The 15,632-nt window shown below is 59.9% G+C and carries 13 protein-coding genes; 2 read left to right on the forward strand and 11 right to left on the reverse strand.

Annotated features, from left to right (window positions below):
* Positions 1–23: 23 nt before the first annotated feature.
* The 8 genes from FHT84_RS18955 to FHT84_RS18990 form a co-directional block, all read right to left on the reverse strand.
* On the reverse strand, positions 24–665 hold the full coding sequence (locus FHT84_RS18955) for an SGNH/GDSL hydrolase family protein (RefSeq protein ID WP_113249921.1): 642 nt from the start codon (positions 663–665) through the stop codon (positions 24–26).
* Between the two features lie 24 nt (positions 666–689).
* Entirely contained in the window at positions 690–2,051 is a 1,362-nt protein-coding gene (locus FHT84_RS18960; protein WP_183763467.1) for a pyruvate dehydrogenase complex dihydrolipoamide acetyltransferase, read from the reverse strand.
* A 15-nt stretch (positions 2,052–2,066) separates the two neighbouring features.
* The gene (locus FHT84_RS18965) at positions 2,067–3,449 is read right to left on the reverse strand and encodes a pyruvate dehydrogenase complex E1 component subunit beta (RefSeq protein ID WP_113249919.1); all 1,383 of its coding nucleotides are present in this window, start codon (positions 3,447–3,449) and stop codon (positions 2,067–2,069) included.
* Between the two features lie 16 nt (positions 3,450–3,465).
* Positions 3,466–4,509, reverse strand: coding sequence for a pyruvate dehydrogenase (acetyl-transferring) E1 component subunit alpha (pdhA, locus tag FHT84_RS18970; RefSeq protein WP_095434818.1), 1,044 nt, complete (start codon positions 4,507–4,509; stop codon positions 3,466–3,468).
* Between the two features lie 157 nt (positions 4,510–4,666).
* A complete protein-coding gene (locus FHT84_RS18975) occupies positions 4,667–4,978 on the reverse strand; it encodes a septum formation initiator family protein (protein WP_112340829.1) in 312 nt (103 codons plus the stop codon).
* 221 nt (positions 4,979–5,199) lie between these two features.
* Positions 5,200–6,474: a phosphopyruvate hydratase gene (gene eno / locus FHT84_RS18980; RefSeq protein ID WP_112340830.1), complete on the reverse strand. Its 1,275-nt coding sequence runs from the start codon at positions 6,472–6,474 to the stop codon at positions 5,200–5,202.
* Between the two features lie 149 nt (positions 6,475–6,623).
* Positions 6,624–7,463: a 3-deoxy-8-phosphooctulonate synthase gene (gene kdsA / locus FHT84_RS18985; protein WP_113249918.1), complete on the reverse strand. Its 840-nt coding sequence runs from the start codon at positions 7,461–7,463 to the stop codon at positions 6,624–6,626.
* A complete protein-coding gene (locus FHT84_RS18990) occupies positions 7,460–8,347 on the reverse strand; it encodes a VOC family protein (protein ID WP_183763469.1) in 888 nt (295 codons plus the stop codon). The genes kdsA and FHT84_RS18990 overlap by 4 nt, the downstream gene beginning before the upstream one ends.
* A gap of 425 nt (positions 8,348–8,772) precedes the next feature.
* Between FHT84_RS18990 and lexA the strand changes: the two genes are divergently transcribed.
* Positions 8,773–9,495 carry a transcriptional repressor LexA gene (gene lexA, locus FHT84_RS18995; RefSeq protein WP_113249959.1) on the forward strand — a complete coding sequence of 241 codons (723 nt, stop codon included), beginning with the start codon at positions 8,773–8,775 and terminating at the stop codon, positions 9,493–9,495.
* 146 nt (positions 9,496–9,641) lie between these two features.
* Here the strand turns inward: lexA and FHT84_RS19000 are convergent, their stop codons facing one another.
* On the reverse strand, positions 9,642–11,837 hold the full coding sequence (locus FHT84_RS19000) for a ComEC/Rec2 family competence protein (protein ID WP_246698564.1): 2,196 nt from the start codon (positions 11,835–11,837) through the stop codon (positions 9,642–9,644).
* A gap of 418 nt (positions 11,838–12,255) precedes the next feature.
* Here FHT84_RS19000 and gltA point away from each other — a divergent pair, with 418 nt between their 5' ends.
* Positions 12,256–13,545 carry a citrate synthase gene (gene gltA / locus FHT84_RS19005; RefSeq protein WP_112340833.1) on the forward strand — a complete coding sequence of 430 codons (1,290 nt, stop codon included), beginning with the start codon at positions 12,256–12,258 and terminating at the stop codon, positions 13,543–13,545.
* Positions 13,546–13,571: 26 nt separating this feature from the next.
* On the opposite strand, the gene lpxB is transcribed toward gltA, so the two are convergent.
* The gene (lpxB, locus tag FHT84_RS19010; RefSeq protein ID WP_113249916.1) at positions 13,572–14,753 is read right to left on the reverse strand and encodes a lipid-A-disaccharide synthase; all 1,182 of its coding nucleotides are present in this window, start codon (positions 14,751–14,753) and stop codon (positions 13,572–13,574) included.
* The gene (locus FHT84_RS19015; protein ID WP_113249915.1) at positions 14,750–15,631 is read right to left on the reverse strand and encodes an LpxI family protein; all 882 of its coding nucleotides are present in this window, start codon (positions 15,629–15,631) and stop codon (positions 14,750–14,752) included. The genes lpxB and FHT84_RS19015 overlap by 4 nt, the downstream gene beginning before the upstream one ends.
* Position 15,632: the final 1 nt, after the last annotated feature.

A 15,632-nucleotide genomic window follows, 5' to 3' on the forward strand; every position in this document is an offset into this window, starting at 1 on the left:
TCGAAGCCGGCGCCTAAAATCTATCAGAGACCGAGCATCATCCGCACGATCGGCTCGAGGCCGCGACCGAGCGCCCGGGTGTTTTCCGCATCGAGATGAACGCCATCGAGCGGCGTGGTCACAGCGGCCGTATTGGCATCGAAGAATCCGCATCCGAGTTCGTCCGCCAGATCGCTGTAGAGCGTCGGCAGCTTGCTCGATTCCTTAACCGCGCCGAGAAAACTGGCCGCAAAGGCGGCATTGGCCGTCTCGGTAATTGCCGGCGGGGCGACGATGAGGATATCGGGCACCTCATAGTCGAACCCCCAAGCATGATTGCGCACCAGCTGGACCAAGCGGCTGATGCCCTGCAGAGCGGCAAAGGCCGAGCCGGCGACGACCGGTTTCATGTCGTTGGTGCCGAGCATGATGATCACGAGATCAAGGGGATTGTGGGTCTGCAGGATCGTCGGCAGGATTCTCGCGCCATTGCGATCGCAATCGGCGAGATGATCGTCAAACGCCGTCGTGCGGCCGTTCAATCCTTCCGGGATCACGCGAACCTGGTTGCCGAGCGCCTTTTGCAAGACACTCGGCCACCGATCTTCATAGGCATGACGGCCGACCGTTTCGGCACTGTAGCCCCATGTCAGCGAGTCGCCGTAACACAGAACAGTCTTGGTCATTCATGCCCTCCGTGTTGCCAAAGCTCAGACGAGCATCCCCATCGGATTTTCGATGTAGCCCTTGAAGGCTGCCAGGAGCTCGGCGCCGAGCGCACCGTCGACGGCGCGGTGATCGGTCGACAGCGTGACGGTCATCACGTTGGCAATCACCATTTCGCCCTTCTTGACGATGATGCGCTGTTCGCCGGCGCCGACGGCCAGGATGGTCGCATGCGGCGGGTTGACGACGGCGGCGAAGTTCTTGACGCCCATCATGCCCATGTTCGACACCGCAGTCGTACCGCCCTGATACTCCTCGGGCTTCAGCTTGCGCTCCTTGGCGCGCTTGCCGTAGTCCTTCATCTCGTTGGAGATGGTAGAGAGCGTCTTCTGCTCGGCGCTGCGGATGATCGGCGTGATCAGGCCGCCCGGAATGGACACGGCAACGCCGACATCGGCATGCTTGTGCTTGACCATGGCGCTGTCGGTCCAGGAGACGTTGGCATCCGGAACATCGCGCAATGCCAGCGCCAGGGCCTTGATGACCATGTCGTTGACCGAAAGCTTGTAGGCAGGCACGCCGTCCTTCGACTTCGGAGCGGAATCGTTGAGCTGCGTGCGGAGTGCCAGCAGCGCGTCGAGTTCGCAATCGACCGAGACGTAGAAGTGCGGGATCGTCTGCTTGGATTCCTGCAGGCGCTTGGCGATGGTCTTGCGCATGCCGTCATGCGGTACGAGCTCGTAGGAACCCTGCTCGAACAGCTTGAGGACGGCGTCGTCGGAGATGCCCTTCGGTGCGGCCGGAGCAGCGGCGGCTGCCGGCTGAGCAGCCGGGGTTGCCGCGGGAGCAGCCTTGGCTGTGCCGCCGGAAACAGCAGCTTCGATGTCCTTCTTGACCACGCGGCCATGCGGGCCGGTGCCGGAAACCGCCGCCACATCGATGCCCGCTTCCTTGGCAAGACGGCGAGCGAGCGGCGAAGCGAAGGTACGATGACCGTCGTTCGCTGCCGGAGCCGATGCGGCGGGAGCTGGGGCGGGTGCGGCAGGAGCAGAAACGCTTGCCGGAGCCGGGGCAGCAGCAGGTGCTGCTTCCACCTTCGGGGCTTCCTTCGCAGCCGGAGTAGCAGCGGCGCCAGCGCCGGAAGCTGCCGCAGCGACATCTTCGCCATCGGCGGCAAGCACGGCGATCAGGGCATTGACCTTCACGCCTTCGGTGCCAGCGGGAACGACGATCTTGGCGACGGTGCCCTCATCGACAGCCTCGACTTCCATCGTTGCCTTGTCAGTCTCGATCTCGGCGATGACATCGCCGGACTTGATCTTGTCGCCTTCCTTGACCAGCCACTTGGCGAGGTTGCCCTCTTCCATGGTCGGCGAGAGGGCAGGCATGGTGATGTTGATAGGCATCGATGAGCCCTCCCCTTACTTGTAGCAAACGGCCTTCACCGCATCGACCACTTCGGCGACGCTCGGGAGCGCCAGCTTTTCGAGGTTGGCGGCGTATGGCATGGGTACGTCCTTGCCGGCGATCGTCAGGATCGGCGCATCGAGATAGTCGAAGGCCTGCTGCATGACGCGGGTGGCGATTTCCGTGCCGACGGAGGACTGCGGATAGCCTTCCTCGACGGTGACCAGGCGGCCGGTCTTCTTGACCGATTCGATGATCGTCGGCAGATCCATCGGACGGATCGTGCGCAGGTCGATGAGTTCGACATCGATGCCCTGGGCTTCCAGCTCTGCAACGGCCTTGGTGGCATAGGTCATGCCGATGCCGAAGGAGACGACCGTGACGTCCTTGCCCGGACGGTGGATGCGGGCCTTGCCGATCGGCAGAACGAAATTATCCAGCTTCGGCACATCGAAATGCTGACCATAGAGGATTTCGTTCTCAAGGAAGATGACCGGGTTCGGATCGCGGATGGCAGCCTTGAGCAGACCCTTGGCGTCGGCTGCCGTGTAGGGCATGACGACCTTGAGGCCCGGAATGTGGCTATACCAGGCCGCATAGTCCTGGCTATGCTGAGCGCCGACGCGCGCTGCCGCGCCGTTCGGGCCGCGGAAGACGATCGGAGCGCCCATCTGGCCACCGGACATATAGAGCGTCTTGGCAGCGGAGTTGATGATCTGATCGATCGCCTGCATGGCGAAGTTGAAGGTCATGAACTCGACGATCGGGCGAAGACCGGCCATCGCGGCACCGACGCCGATACCGGCAAAACCATGCTCGGTGATCGGGGTATCGATCACGCGGCGTGCGCCGAATTCCTGCAGCAGGCCCTGGGTTACCTTGTAGGCTCCCTGATATTCGGCCACTTCCTCACCCATGACGAAGACGTCCGGGTTGGCGCGCATTTCTTCGGCCATGGCGTCACGCAGTGCTTCACGCACCGTCATCGATACCATCTCCGTACCGGCCGGAATTTCCGGATCGGCAGGAGCAGCGGCCTTCGGCTGGGCCGGAACCGGTGCAGCGGCCGGCGCCGGAGCGGCGGCAGGAGCTTCGGTCTTTGCTGGCTCGGCAGCGGGAGCAGCCTTGGCGGACGAAATGGCGTCTGCGGATTCGCCGTCCTGCAGGAGGATGGCAATCTTGGTGTTGACCTTGACGCCTTCGGTGCCGGCGTCGATCAGCAGCTTGCCGATCGTGCCTTCGTCGACGGCTTCCACTTCCATGGTGGCCTTGTCGGTTTCGATTTCGGCAATAACGTCACCGGAAACGACCTTGTCGCCTTCCTTCTTGAGCCATTTCGAAAGGGTACCCTCTTCCATCGTCGGAGAAAGGGCGGGCATGAGAATGTCGATGGGCATAGTGTCCCTCCCCGATTTAGAGCAGAATGTCGGTGTAGAGCTCGGAGGCATCCGGCTCAGGATCGTTCTGGGCGAAATCGGCGCTGTCTGCGACGATGTCGCGGACATCCTTGTCGATATCCTTCAGATCGTCTTCGGTCGCCCAGCCCTTTTCGAGCAGGCGAACACGGACCTGCTCGATCGGGTCGTGCTCGGAGCGCATCTTCTGCACTTCGTCCTTGGAGCGGTACTTTGCCGGGTCGGACATGGAGTGACCACGGTAACGGTAGGTCAGCATTTCCAGGATGATCGGACCCTTGCCGGAGCGGCAATGCGCGACGGCTTCGTCAGCCGCAGCCTTGACCGCGCGGACGTCCATGCCGTCGACCTGGATGCCGGGAATGCCGAAGGACGCACCGCGCTTGGAGAAATCGGCCTGCGCGGTAGCGCGAGCCGTCGACGTGCCCATGGCGTATCGGTTGTTTTCGATCACGAAAATGACAGGCAGCTTCCAGAGCTGCGCCATGTTGAAGCTTTCGTAGACCTGGCCCTGGTTGGCGGCTCCGTCACCGAAATAGGCGACGCTGACATTGTCATTGCCGCGGTACCAATTGGCAAAGCCGAGACCGGTGCCGAGCGAGACCTGGGCGCCGACGATGCCGTGGCCGCCGTAGAAATTCTTTTCCTTGGAGAACATGTGCATGGAGCCGCCCTTCCCTCGGGAATAGCCGCCCTGGCGTCCGGTGAGCTCGGCCATGACGCCACGTGCGCTCATGCCGGTTGCCAGCATATGGCCGTGGTCGCGATAGCCGGTGATGACCTGGTCGCCATCCTTCAGCGCCATCTGCATGCCGACGACGACAGCTTCCTGGCCGATGTAAAGGTGACAGAAGCCGCCGATGAAGCCCATGCCGTAAAGCTGGCCGGCCTTCTCTTCGAAGCGGCGGATCAAGAGCATCTCACGGTAAGCCTTGAGCTCCGCATCGCGATCGAAATCTGCGATCGGGCCGCCATTGGTTTCCTTGGCAGGCCTTGATGCTGTTTTGCGGCTGGAAACGGTCGCGTTTTTTCGCGGCGCCATTCAACCCTCCCTGTGTGAGTAGCCTCGTTTTGTGGTGAGGCGTAACATAGGCAAGATTGTTCGCCACAGCAATGCTATAATTGCATGGCTCATATTCTTCGCAAGCTATTGATATTAATTGAAAAAATTCGATTAACCGAAATTCGGTTAATTATAACTATTTGTTGAAGATAACGATCTCGTTCGCCTTGGAATAGGTCAGCTGATAGCGCGCATATTGGTCGAGCATGTCCTTATCCAGGGAGCCGTCGCTCAAGAGCGTGACCTCCTTCTCAAGGTGTTCGCGCTTGGCGACCAGTTCCGCCAATTCCTTGGCGCGGTCGACGCGACGTTGCTCGAATACTTCAGTCGCCTTCAAGCCGTAGTCACCATGGATACAATGATAACCGAAATAGCTCACAAAGGCGATGGTGATGGCGGGAAGGATGAAACGCCCGAACTTTCTCTTCTTATGATACTTTGTCCACATACTCGCTCGAAACGCTCTGGCTTTAGGCGACCCCACTCCAAAGCCAATGTGGCTCGGACAAGATCACATTAAATCAAACACCTAGCGCTAATGTAACCGGCAGAGATTAACCGTCCGTTGACTCTAACTACGCGGTCCAATAAAAAACCGCGCCCAGGGGCGCGGTTCGATTTCAGCGAATAATCTCGTCGCAGACCCAAGCGGATCGCGCGGATCAGGCATCAGCCGCGCAGGATGGAGCGGCCGGCATACTTTGCCTGAGGGCCGAGCGCTTCCTCGATGCGTATGAGCTGGTTGTACTTGGCAAGACGGTCGGAGCGCGACAGCGAGCCGGTCTTGATCTGACCGCAGTTGGTGGCAACGGCGAGATCGGCGATGGTGGAATCTTCCGTTTCGCCCGAGCGGTGCGACATCACGGCCGTGTAGTTGGCCTTATGCGCGGTTTCGACGGCATCGAGAGTTTCGGTCAGCGAGCCGATCTGGTTGACCTTGACGAGGATCGAGTTGGCAACGCCCATGCGGATACCGTCGCGCAGGCGGGCGGAATTGGTGACGAACAGGTCGTCGCCGACGAGCTGGGTCTTCTTGCCGATCAGGTCGGTCAGCGTCTTCCAGCCTTCCCAGTCGTCTTCAGCCATGCCGTCTTCGATCGAAACGATCGGGTACTTCGCTGCGAGTTCTGCGAGGTATTCGGCCATGGCGCCGGATTCCAGCGTGCGGCCTTCGCCTTCGAGCACGTACTTGCCGTCCTTGAAGAATTCGGTCGAGGCGCAATCGAGGCCGAGAGCGATTTCGTCGCCCGGCTTGTAGCCGGCCTTTTCGATGGACTTCATGATGAAATCGAGGGCTGCCGGGGCGCTGGAGAGGCCTGGCGCGAAACCACCTTCGTCGCCGACATTGGTGTTGTGGCCCTGCGATGCCAGTTCCTTCTTCAGAACATGGAAGACTTCCGAACCCATGCGGACGGCTTCGCGGATCGAGTCTGCGCCGATCGGCAGGATCATGAATTCCTGAAAGTCGATCGGGTTATCGGCATGAGCGCCGCCGTTGATGATGTTCATCATCGGAACCGGCAGCAGGCGGGCATGAGCGCCGCCGACATAGCGGTAGAGCGGCAGGTTGGCGCTCTGGGCAGCAGCCTTGGCGACGGCGAGCGAGACTCCGAGGATGGCGTTGGCACCGAGGCGCGACTTGTTCGGCGTGCCGTCGAGTTCGATCATGATGTTGTCGAGCTGGATCTGGTTTTCGGCATCCATGCCGCCGATCGCGTCGAAGATTTCCGAATTGACGGCTTCGACTGCCTTCTCGACACCCTTGCCGTGGTAGCGCTTGCCGCCATCGCGAAGCTCGACGGCTTCATGAGCGCCGGTCGACGCGCCCGACGGAACCGCCGCGCGGCCCATGCTGCCGTCTTCGAGGTAGACATCGACTTCGACGGTCGGATTGCCACGGCTGTCGAGAATCTCGCGGGCGATAATGTCGGTGATTGCGGTCATGATAGCTTCCTGCTCGCTGGTTTATAAATCGATTTAAATCGTCTTAATCGAAGGCGCGGAAATTACAATGGCGATCCGCGCCGCGATTTGGCACTCCTGCAGGCCGCGTAAAGCAAATTCATGTCAGCCTGTTGAATGCCCGATATTTCTTAAGCCTTGGCCACGGCGTCAAAGGCCAGCAGCTTCTCCAGAAGCCGCGGCATATCCTTCAGATAGACCATGTTCGGGCCGTCCGAGGGCGCATTGTCCGGGTCCTCATGCGTCTCGATAAAAACACCTGCGACGCCGACGGCGACCGCAGCGCGCGCCAGTGTCTCGACAAAGCGGCGGTCGCCCCCAGTCGAACCGCCCTGCCCGCCAGGCTGCTGTACGGAATGGGTCGCATCGAAGATGACGGGTGCGCCCATCGCTGCCATGATCGGCAGCGAGCGCATATCCGAGACCAGCGTGTTATAGCCAAAGGAAGCCCCGCGCTCGCAGAGAAGAATGTTCGGATTGCCGCTCTCATTGAGCTTGGCAAGCACATTCTTCATATCCCAAGGCGCAAGGAACTGCCCCTTCTTGACGTTGACGACACGGCCGGTCTTGGCCGCGGCAACAAGAAGATCGGTCTGGCGCGACAGGAAGGCCGGGATCTGCAGGATATCGACCGTCTTGGAAACGATGGCGCACTGCTCTTCCGTGTGGATGTCGGTCAAAACCGGAAAGCCATATTCCTTCTTGAGGTCGGCAAAGACCTCCAGCGCCTTTTCCAGGCCGATGCCGCGCTTGCCCGACAGTGACGTACGGTTGGCCTTGTCGAAGGACGACTTGTAGACAAGGCCGATGCCGAGCTTGCCGCAGAGTTCCTTCAGGACGCCGGCAACCATGAAAGCATGGTCGCGGCTTTCCATCTGGCAGGGGCCGGCAATCAGCGACAGCTTGGCGCTGTTGGAAAAGAGGACCTTGGAGGCACCCTCACCGACGGTGACTTCGGAATTCGTGGTCATGCTATCTCCTCGAAGGCGAACAATGCGCCCTGTCCGGGCGCCAGCCTTGCCAGTATACGATTGTTCTTACGCGTGTAGGTGACGCCGTTAGCAGCGAAATGCGACGATGTCACGGAAAGATCGCGCGTTTTGAAAAGGATTGCGCGTGCGCGCAGCCCGGGATCGCTGGTATGGACCGGCAAATCGTAGAATGCTTCCATTCCTTCCGGCGTCAAAACTTCGACATCGACATTGGCCGCCTTGATCGTCAGGCCGAAGGAATGCTCCAAGATCCGCGGACCGCCAACGACCTCTTCGAAAAAGCTGCGATACACCGCCGGTTTCAGCGCGGAAAGCGCCACCCGCGCAATGCCGGTCACCCCGTTTTTGTGACGCTCGAGTACGCTGCGATCGGCCGGCAGCGGATTGATGCGCTGGCAGCAGAAGGCCAGGAAATCCGGCGCACGCAGATCCGCCGCAAATGCGAGGCGAAAACCGGCCGTGGGTTCCGTTCCATCCGGCATCTTCATCGGCCGGGAGAAATCCAGCATGGGTCCAGCCGAAATCCCAGCCGCCTTGAAACGCCCATCATCGCCGACAGCATCGTCCGTGCCGAAAACCAGGGCCGAAAAACCATCCTCGGCAACGCGGAAGCGATAGGCTTGGTCGCGCGCAACAAAGACATTGCCGTCGGCAATGCTCGTCTCGCATTGCTCCTGCGAGGCCACGCCCAACGGTTCGAGATAGGTCTTGTCGGCAAGGAACACACAGGCATTTTCAGTGCCGAAGGGGTGGCGCGCATCCGGTGCGACCGTGAAGCCAAGCTTGCCCAGGCGCTCCCGCGCCAGAGCGATGTTGACGGTCGGCAGCACGAGATGATCCAGCGGATGCGGCGACAAAGTCATGGTCCTCCCTTGTTTGCCTGCAAAAGCAGATTTGCGCTCATACAATGCTCAATTCAAGCCGAAAGCCAAGCCCGTGAAAGCGCAGGAGAACGTGGGCCGGACGCAACTGCGGCAACCCGAGCGCACTGATTCTCAACTGCGGTCGAGTTATGTGCCAGTCGCCGTCTTCATTCGCACACGAGCAGAGCAGGATTGAGGTGAATCGTCCATAAGGCGAACAAAGCGGCATTTCTCATATTTATCGATGAATTAGCGCGGATATAATTCGCAAGGAATTTCAAGCGATCCAGTCGATGGCGGCAAATATTTGATAGGCTCCGCGAAGCTTTACCGAAATTTAAGCACTTGCAGAACACATATGGAACATATAGTGTCCGTTCTGGATTTGTTTCACGACGATTTTCTTGATTTGGGGTTCCAAGACGATGTTGACGCGCAAGCAGCAGGAACTGCTTCTCTTCATTCACGAGCGAATGAAGGAATCCGGTGTCCCGCCATCTTTCGACGAAATGAAGGACGCACTGGATCTGGCATCCAAATCCGGCATTCACCGTCTGATCACCGCGCTCGAGGAGCGCGGCTTCATTCGCCGCCTGCCCAATCGGGCGCGGGCACTCGAAGTCATCAAGCTGCCGGAGGCCTATAATTCAAGCCTGCAGCCACGACGCGGCTTTTCACCGAGCATTATCGAGGGCAGCCTCGGCAAACCCCAGCCAGTCGCGCCTCCAGCCCCGGCAAAGGTTGCCAACGACGAGCACAATAGTTCCGCATCGGTACCGGTCATGGGGCGCATCGCCGCCGGCGTTCCGATTTCCGCCATTCAGAACAACACGCACGACATTACCGTTCCCGCCGATATGCTCGGCTCCGGCGAGCATTATGCGCTGGAGGTCAGGGGCGATTCGATGATCGACGCCGGAATTTTCGATGGCGATACGGTCATCATCCGCAATTCGACGACAGCCAATCCCGGTGATATCGTCGTTGCGCTCGTCGACGACGAAGAGGCAACGCTGAAGCGATTCCGCCGCAAGGGCGCTTCCATCGCATTGGAAGCCGCCAATCCGGCCTATGAAACCCGTATCTTCGGGCCGGATCGCGTCAAGGTCCAGGGCAAGCTTGTAGGGCTTATTCGGCGCTATCATTGACAGACGAGTTATCACCAACAGTTGGACTATCATTGACGGGTGATATCTGCGCAGGTGGCGTACCGAATTTGCCGGTGCGCCAATCATAGGTTCGGTGCCTGGTCCATGGTCGCTGAGGGTTTTCGAAAGCGACAGAGACAATAGGCTTATCGGCCGTGAGCGTCATTTCGATGGACCCGGTTTTGCGCAATGTCGCACCGGTTATGAGCATTGCGGCCGGAACGGCAATAATCAAGTCGTAGCCGGATCGGCGTGACGACGATGTTTGCGGTATCGCAAGCCGGCGGCAGATAGGCGGCATTTTCGATGGTGACCAACATGGCGCCGTTGTCGAGCATCGCCACGCACCATGCGCCCTTCTGACAGGCGAAACTTCCCTGCATTGTCCGATCCAGAGCCTCCTCCATCGCCTTGCGGACTGCATTTTGCTCTTCCCTGCTTAACCGGCGGCGGCGATCGGTCGTCTTATTGATCTGCGGAAGCCGGTCATCAGCGGGGAGCATGGTGGGTGGCTGATGTTCGGTTGCGACCAGCGCCTTCTGCCATTGTTCGAAAATGAAGACCTGCGGCCTTTCGCGATTTGTGGCGAGTATATCGTCCTGTCGCAACGCAACCAGGACACCATCTTCGGAAATCATCAGATCCGGCTTCGGCACACCTGAGCCGAATGCCGCCACGCCGATGGATGAAAGCAGCAACAGCAAGCCTAAATGGCGAAGCCGGGTCCGCAGCACGGTCATGATCAGAAAGCCGGCAATGAAGGTCGGCATCAGCCAGCCGGGTTGGCGGCCGAAGGTGATGTCGCCTCCCCAACCGGCCACAGTTTTGGCGATCAGGATGACTAGTTCCAGTCCCTCGCCGGTGACGTTCCAAAACGGCCCGTCCAGGCCGATAGGCATCAGCAGCATTGCGGCCATGCCGAACGGCATGACAATGAAGGAGACGACCGGCATGGCCGCAAGGTTGGCGGCGAGACCGTATGTCGCCAGCCGGTGAAAATGCTCGATCGAAAAGATGGCCGTCGATGCACCGCCGATGAACGAGGTCGACAACACGCCACCGAAGAAGCGCGACACGAAGAGCAGCGGGCTTATCAGACGGATCCGCGAGAGGATGTTTTCGCGGTGCCGCCGCCGTTTCCACAGCGAATAGCCCGACACCAACGCCAGCGTCGCTGCATACGACATCTGGAAGCTTGGGCCGAGCACCTGCGACGGCGACAGAATGAGGATGACGATGGCGGATAGCGCGACATTGCGAAGGCTGAGCGACGGCCGATCGAAAAGTACGGCCACCAGCATGATCGCCATCATGATGAAAGCGCGTTCGGCGGATACGCCGAAGCCTGAAATCAGGTAATAGGCCGTTACCGTCAAAAGCGCGCCGAAGGCCGCGAACTTCTTGGTCGGCCAGGCCTGAGCAACTCCCGGAAACAAGCTGAACAGATAGCGCAGGCCGACGTAGAAGATGCCGGCCGACAGCGCCATGTTCAGCCCTGAAATTGCGATGATGTGAGTGAGACCGGCAATTCGCAGCGACTCGGTCGTATCCTTTGAGATCGCACGTCTCTCATCGGTGACAAGCGCTGCCGCAAAGGCGCCCGTATCTCCCGGCAAGGTTTCCCGGATCCTGTCTCCGATGCCGTTGCGCAGGCCGGCGAGCCAGATATCGGCCTTATCCAGCGGCGAATCTGCAACGCCATCACCGGATGGAGACAATAAGGTCGGGTTGCCATAGGCGAAACCGTTCGCACCGATTCCATTGAAATAGGAACTGAAGGCGAAATCATTGAGGTCAGGCAGAGCAGGCCCGGACGGCGGTGTCAGACGCGCCTTGCCCTGGATGCGATCGCCGAGATCGAACGGCTTCGCCTGCTTGCGTATGAAGATCGTGACCCGTTCCGGCGAACGGCGAATCGTAGGCTTTTCCGTCGTCTCGACCCGGACGACATAGCGCCAGCCTCCATTGTCATAGGATTCGCGCCGCTCGACGCGGCCGGTGACGGTCGTCGTCACCGCCGAGTCGAGCATCACAGTGGAAACCCGCCAACTTTCCCATTGCGCCAGCGCCATGCCGAGGCAAATAAGCATGCCGGCGAAAAGCAGGTGGCGAGACAGCCTACCCGCTTCCCGCCGGAGCGCGAAGCTGGCGGCAAAGACACAGAGGCCCGCCAGCACGGCTTGCGGAGGCGGATCGCTACTAGCCTTGAACCAGAAGATGGCACCAAGGCCCATATAGATCGACGCGAAAAGGATGGCGCGGCCGTGTGTCGCCTCCTCTTCGACCAGTCGAGCAACGCTTCCTCCAATGCGGCCCGCGACCAGAAGGAGACGCGAAGCCAACGGCGCCTGATCCTGCGTCCGCGCTCCTTGCCGCACTTTGGCGCGAAGCATGATCGTCGCAACAGCAGGCGAAGCTGCGAGGGCGCAGCGACATTCCGGCCTTCTTCCCGCTGCTCCGTTGCCTCCAAATTAGGCACTCGCCACCGCCCCCATACAAAACCACAGCTTCGGCGCGATTTTTGCCGTCACCATGCAGTGATTTCAACCGAAATCGGCATGAGAGAAACGAAATAGAGGCGGTTTCCCTGCGCAGCCTTGTCAATGACGCTACCGCAGTGCCCAAAAGTTGATACCGCATTGCACAATTCGGCAATGGGATAACTTGGCATTAGGCTCTGGATCATATAGCTAGTCGGTAGTCGCTTAACCTTTTGGCGCTTTTTATGGCGTCAATCCCGCCAAATCTTGGAGGATCAGCATGACGGAACAAAGCGCGAAACTAACTTGGGGTGAAAAGACGGTGGATTTGCCGGTGAAAACCGGAACCATCGGCCCAAGTGTCATTGATATTGGTGCCCTTTATAAGAACACCTCCACTTTCACTTACGATCCTGGCTTCACCTCGACCGCATCGTGCGAGTCCAGCATCACCTATATCGATGGCGACGAAGGCGTTCTGCTGCATCGCGGCTATCCAATCGATCAGCTGGCCGAACATGGCGATTTCCTCGAAGTCTGCTACCTGCTGCTTTACGGCGAGCTGCCGACGACGGCGCAGAAGAAGGACTTCGACTATCGCGTGACCCACCACACGATGGTGCATGAGCAGATGTCGCGCTTCTTCACCGGCTTCCGCCGCGACGCCCATCCGATGGCCGTCATGTGCGGCTGCGTCGGCGCGCTCTCGGCTTTCTATCACGACTCGACCGACATCACCGATCCGCACCAGCGCATGGTCGCAAGCCTGCGCATGATCGCCAAGATGCCGACGCTCGCCGCCATGGCCTACAAGTACCATATCGGCCAGCCCTTCGTTTATCCGAAGAACGATCTCGACTATGCGTCCAACTTCCTGCGCATGTGCTTTGCTGTTCCGTGCGAAGACTATGTCGTCAATCCGGTGCTCGCCCGCGCCATGGACCGCATCTTCATCCTGCATGCCGACCATGAGCAGAACGCATCGACCTCGACGGTTCGCCTGGCGGGCTCTTCCGGCGCCAACCCGTTCGCCTGCATTGCAGCAGGCATTGCCTGCCTCTGGGGTCCGGCCCACGGCGGCGCCAACGAAGCCGCGCTGAACATGCTGAATGAGATCGGCACCGTCGACCGCATTCCGGAATTCATCGCCCGCGCCAAGGACAAGAACGATCCGTTCCGCCTGATGGGCTTTGGTCATCGCGTCTATAAGAACTACGATCCGCGCGCCAAGATCATGCAGAAGACGGCGCATGAGGTTCTGGGCGAGCTCGGCATCAAGGACGACCCGTTGCTCGACATCGCAATCGAGCTCGAACGCATCGCTCTGACGGATGAATATTTCATCGAGAAGAAGCTCTATCCGAACGTCGACTTCTACTCCGGCATCACGCTGAAGGCTCTCGGCTTCCCCACGACCATGTTCACCGTTCTGTTCGCTCTCGCCCGCACCGTCGGCTGGATCGCTCAGTGGAACGAAATGATCGAGGATCCGCATCAGCGCATCGGCCGTCCGCGGCAGCTCTACACCGGTGCACCGCTGCGCGAATATGTGCCTGTTTCCAAGCGCTAAGCTTCGGTATTGAAACAAAAAACCGGTCAGAGATGACCGGTTTTTTTATGAGCTAGCATATCCAGAACGATCTGCGCCGCCTTATCGCCGGGGGGCTCCTGCGTCTGCATTCGCTCCCAAACGAGATCGTAACCAGCAAGCATCGCGGCGCGCTCCGGCGTGTCGTTCGCCAGGCGCTCCATATAGCGAACGAGCATTCCTGGCCGCAGAACATCGTTGATCAGCTCGGGCAGGACAGCGTAATCGGCGATCAGGTTCGGCAGGGCGGCCGTCCATATCTTGATGCGCGAGAGCACAAACTTCGCCAGCCATTCCGTTTTGTAGGTCGAGACCACGGGAACCCCGGCAAGCCCCAGTTCCAGAATCACGGTGCCGGAGGCTGCCATGGCGGCATCAGCCTTAGCAAAAGCGCTCCATTTGGCATCCTGGCCGACGACGATATCCGGCTTGACCTGCCAATTTCCGACAAGAGAACGCACCAAAGCTTCCTGCCGCGGTACAGTCGGCAATAGAAAACGAATATTATCGTTTCGCCGGCTAAGCTCTTCAGTAGCCCGCTCAAAAACCGGAAGAAGCTGCCGGATCTCCGATGCGCGCGATCCGGGCAGCAACAGGATCGTTTTCTGCGTATCGGCGCCGGCGAGACCGCGCAATGCACGCAGGCGGCGCGTCTCCAATAGATCGGCATCCACAGTCAGACGATGGCCGACATAGGTCGTGGCCGGGCCGCCAAGGCGCTGCATCGCGGCGGGCTCGAACGGCAACACGGCGAGCACATGGTCGACATAGGCGAGCATCTTCTGCGCTCGATATTCCTTCCACGCCCAGACGCTGGGGCAGACATAATCGACGATCGAAAGACCAGGCAGAACTTTGCGCACCTTCTTCGCAACCCGATGGGTGAAATCGGGGCTATCGATGATCACAAGAACATCGGGCTTAGCGGCAATGATGGCTTCGGCCGTCTGCCGGATACGGGCAAGCAGCTTCGGCAGACGCTTGATGACCTGAATGAACCCCATGATCGAGAGTTCGGAATAATCGAAGAGCGAGCGCAGGCCCTGCGCTTCCAACGCGTCGCCGCCCACGCCAATCAACTCGACCGGCCCGTCGTAACGCCGCTTCAAGGCCGCAACGAGATCTCCCCCCAGCAGATCGCCGGAGACCTCGCCGGCAACGACGGCAAGCTTCAAAGGTGCACCGCTCACATGAAGCCCTCCGCGCTCAGGCCCCGGTCGATGCCGCAGACGAAAATGCCGGCTTCGTCGGCGGCGGCAATCACAGCCTGCCGGTCGAGGATCAGCGCTCTGCCGGCTTCGATGGCAACTCCGGCAAGACCAGCCTTCTTGGCATTCGACACAGTGGATACGCCGATGGATGGCAGGTCGGCTCGGACATCCTGCTGCGGCTTGCAGAGCTTGACGAGTACGCCGCGTCGACGCGTCGAAATGCGTCCCGCTGCGCGCAGCTCGGCAACCCGCTCGATCATCTTGTCCGTGCCTTCGGCCCCCTCGAGCGCAACGACGCGACCGCCGACGCTGACCGAGCCCTGCCCGACATCGAGCAACCCCAGCGCATCGGCCGCCTTGGCACCTTGAGCGATGTCGCGCAGATCCTCGTCCGATGGAGAGAATTTTCCAAGAGGTCCAGTCGTCGCCAGTAGATCGGGCGCGATCTCGTGCGCACCGACGACACGAACGCCGCCCGCCTCGATCAGGCGAATGACCATCTGCAACACGGCGTTATCACCACCTGACAGAAGCGTGCGTATGGTCGAGGGCAATTCCTTGATGACGCGCCAAGTCGGATGCACCTGCCGCCAGGATGGCCGGCGCGCGACACCGCCGGACATGACGACGCGATCTACGCCGTGGCGGCGGAACATAGCCTCCAGGCCCGCAAAATTGCCGACACCGAGATTGGCGTGATCAAAGGCCGACCAGTCCCGGTCCGCCTCATCCGTCAATGCGATGATAACGGGATTTTCACCGGCCTGGCGAGCGGCGTCGGCAACATAAACCGGCAGAAGGCCGCTGCCTGCGATAATCGCCAGCCTGCCTTTGCCGTTTGGGCCGGCCGAAACCACG

This window comes from Rhizobium sp. BK289, from assembly GCF_014193575.1.
Classification (GTDB): domain Bacteria; phylum Pseudomonadota; class Alphaproteobacteria; order Rhizobiales; family Rhizobiaceae; genus Rhizobium; species Rhizobium tropici_C.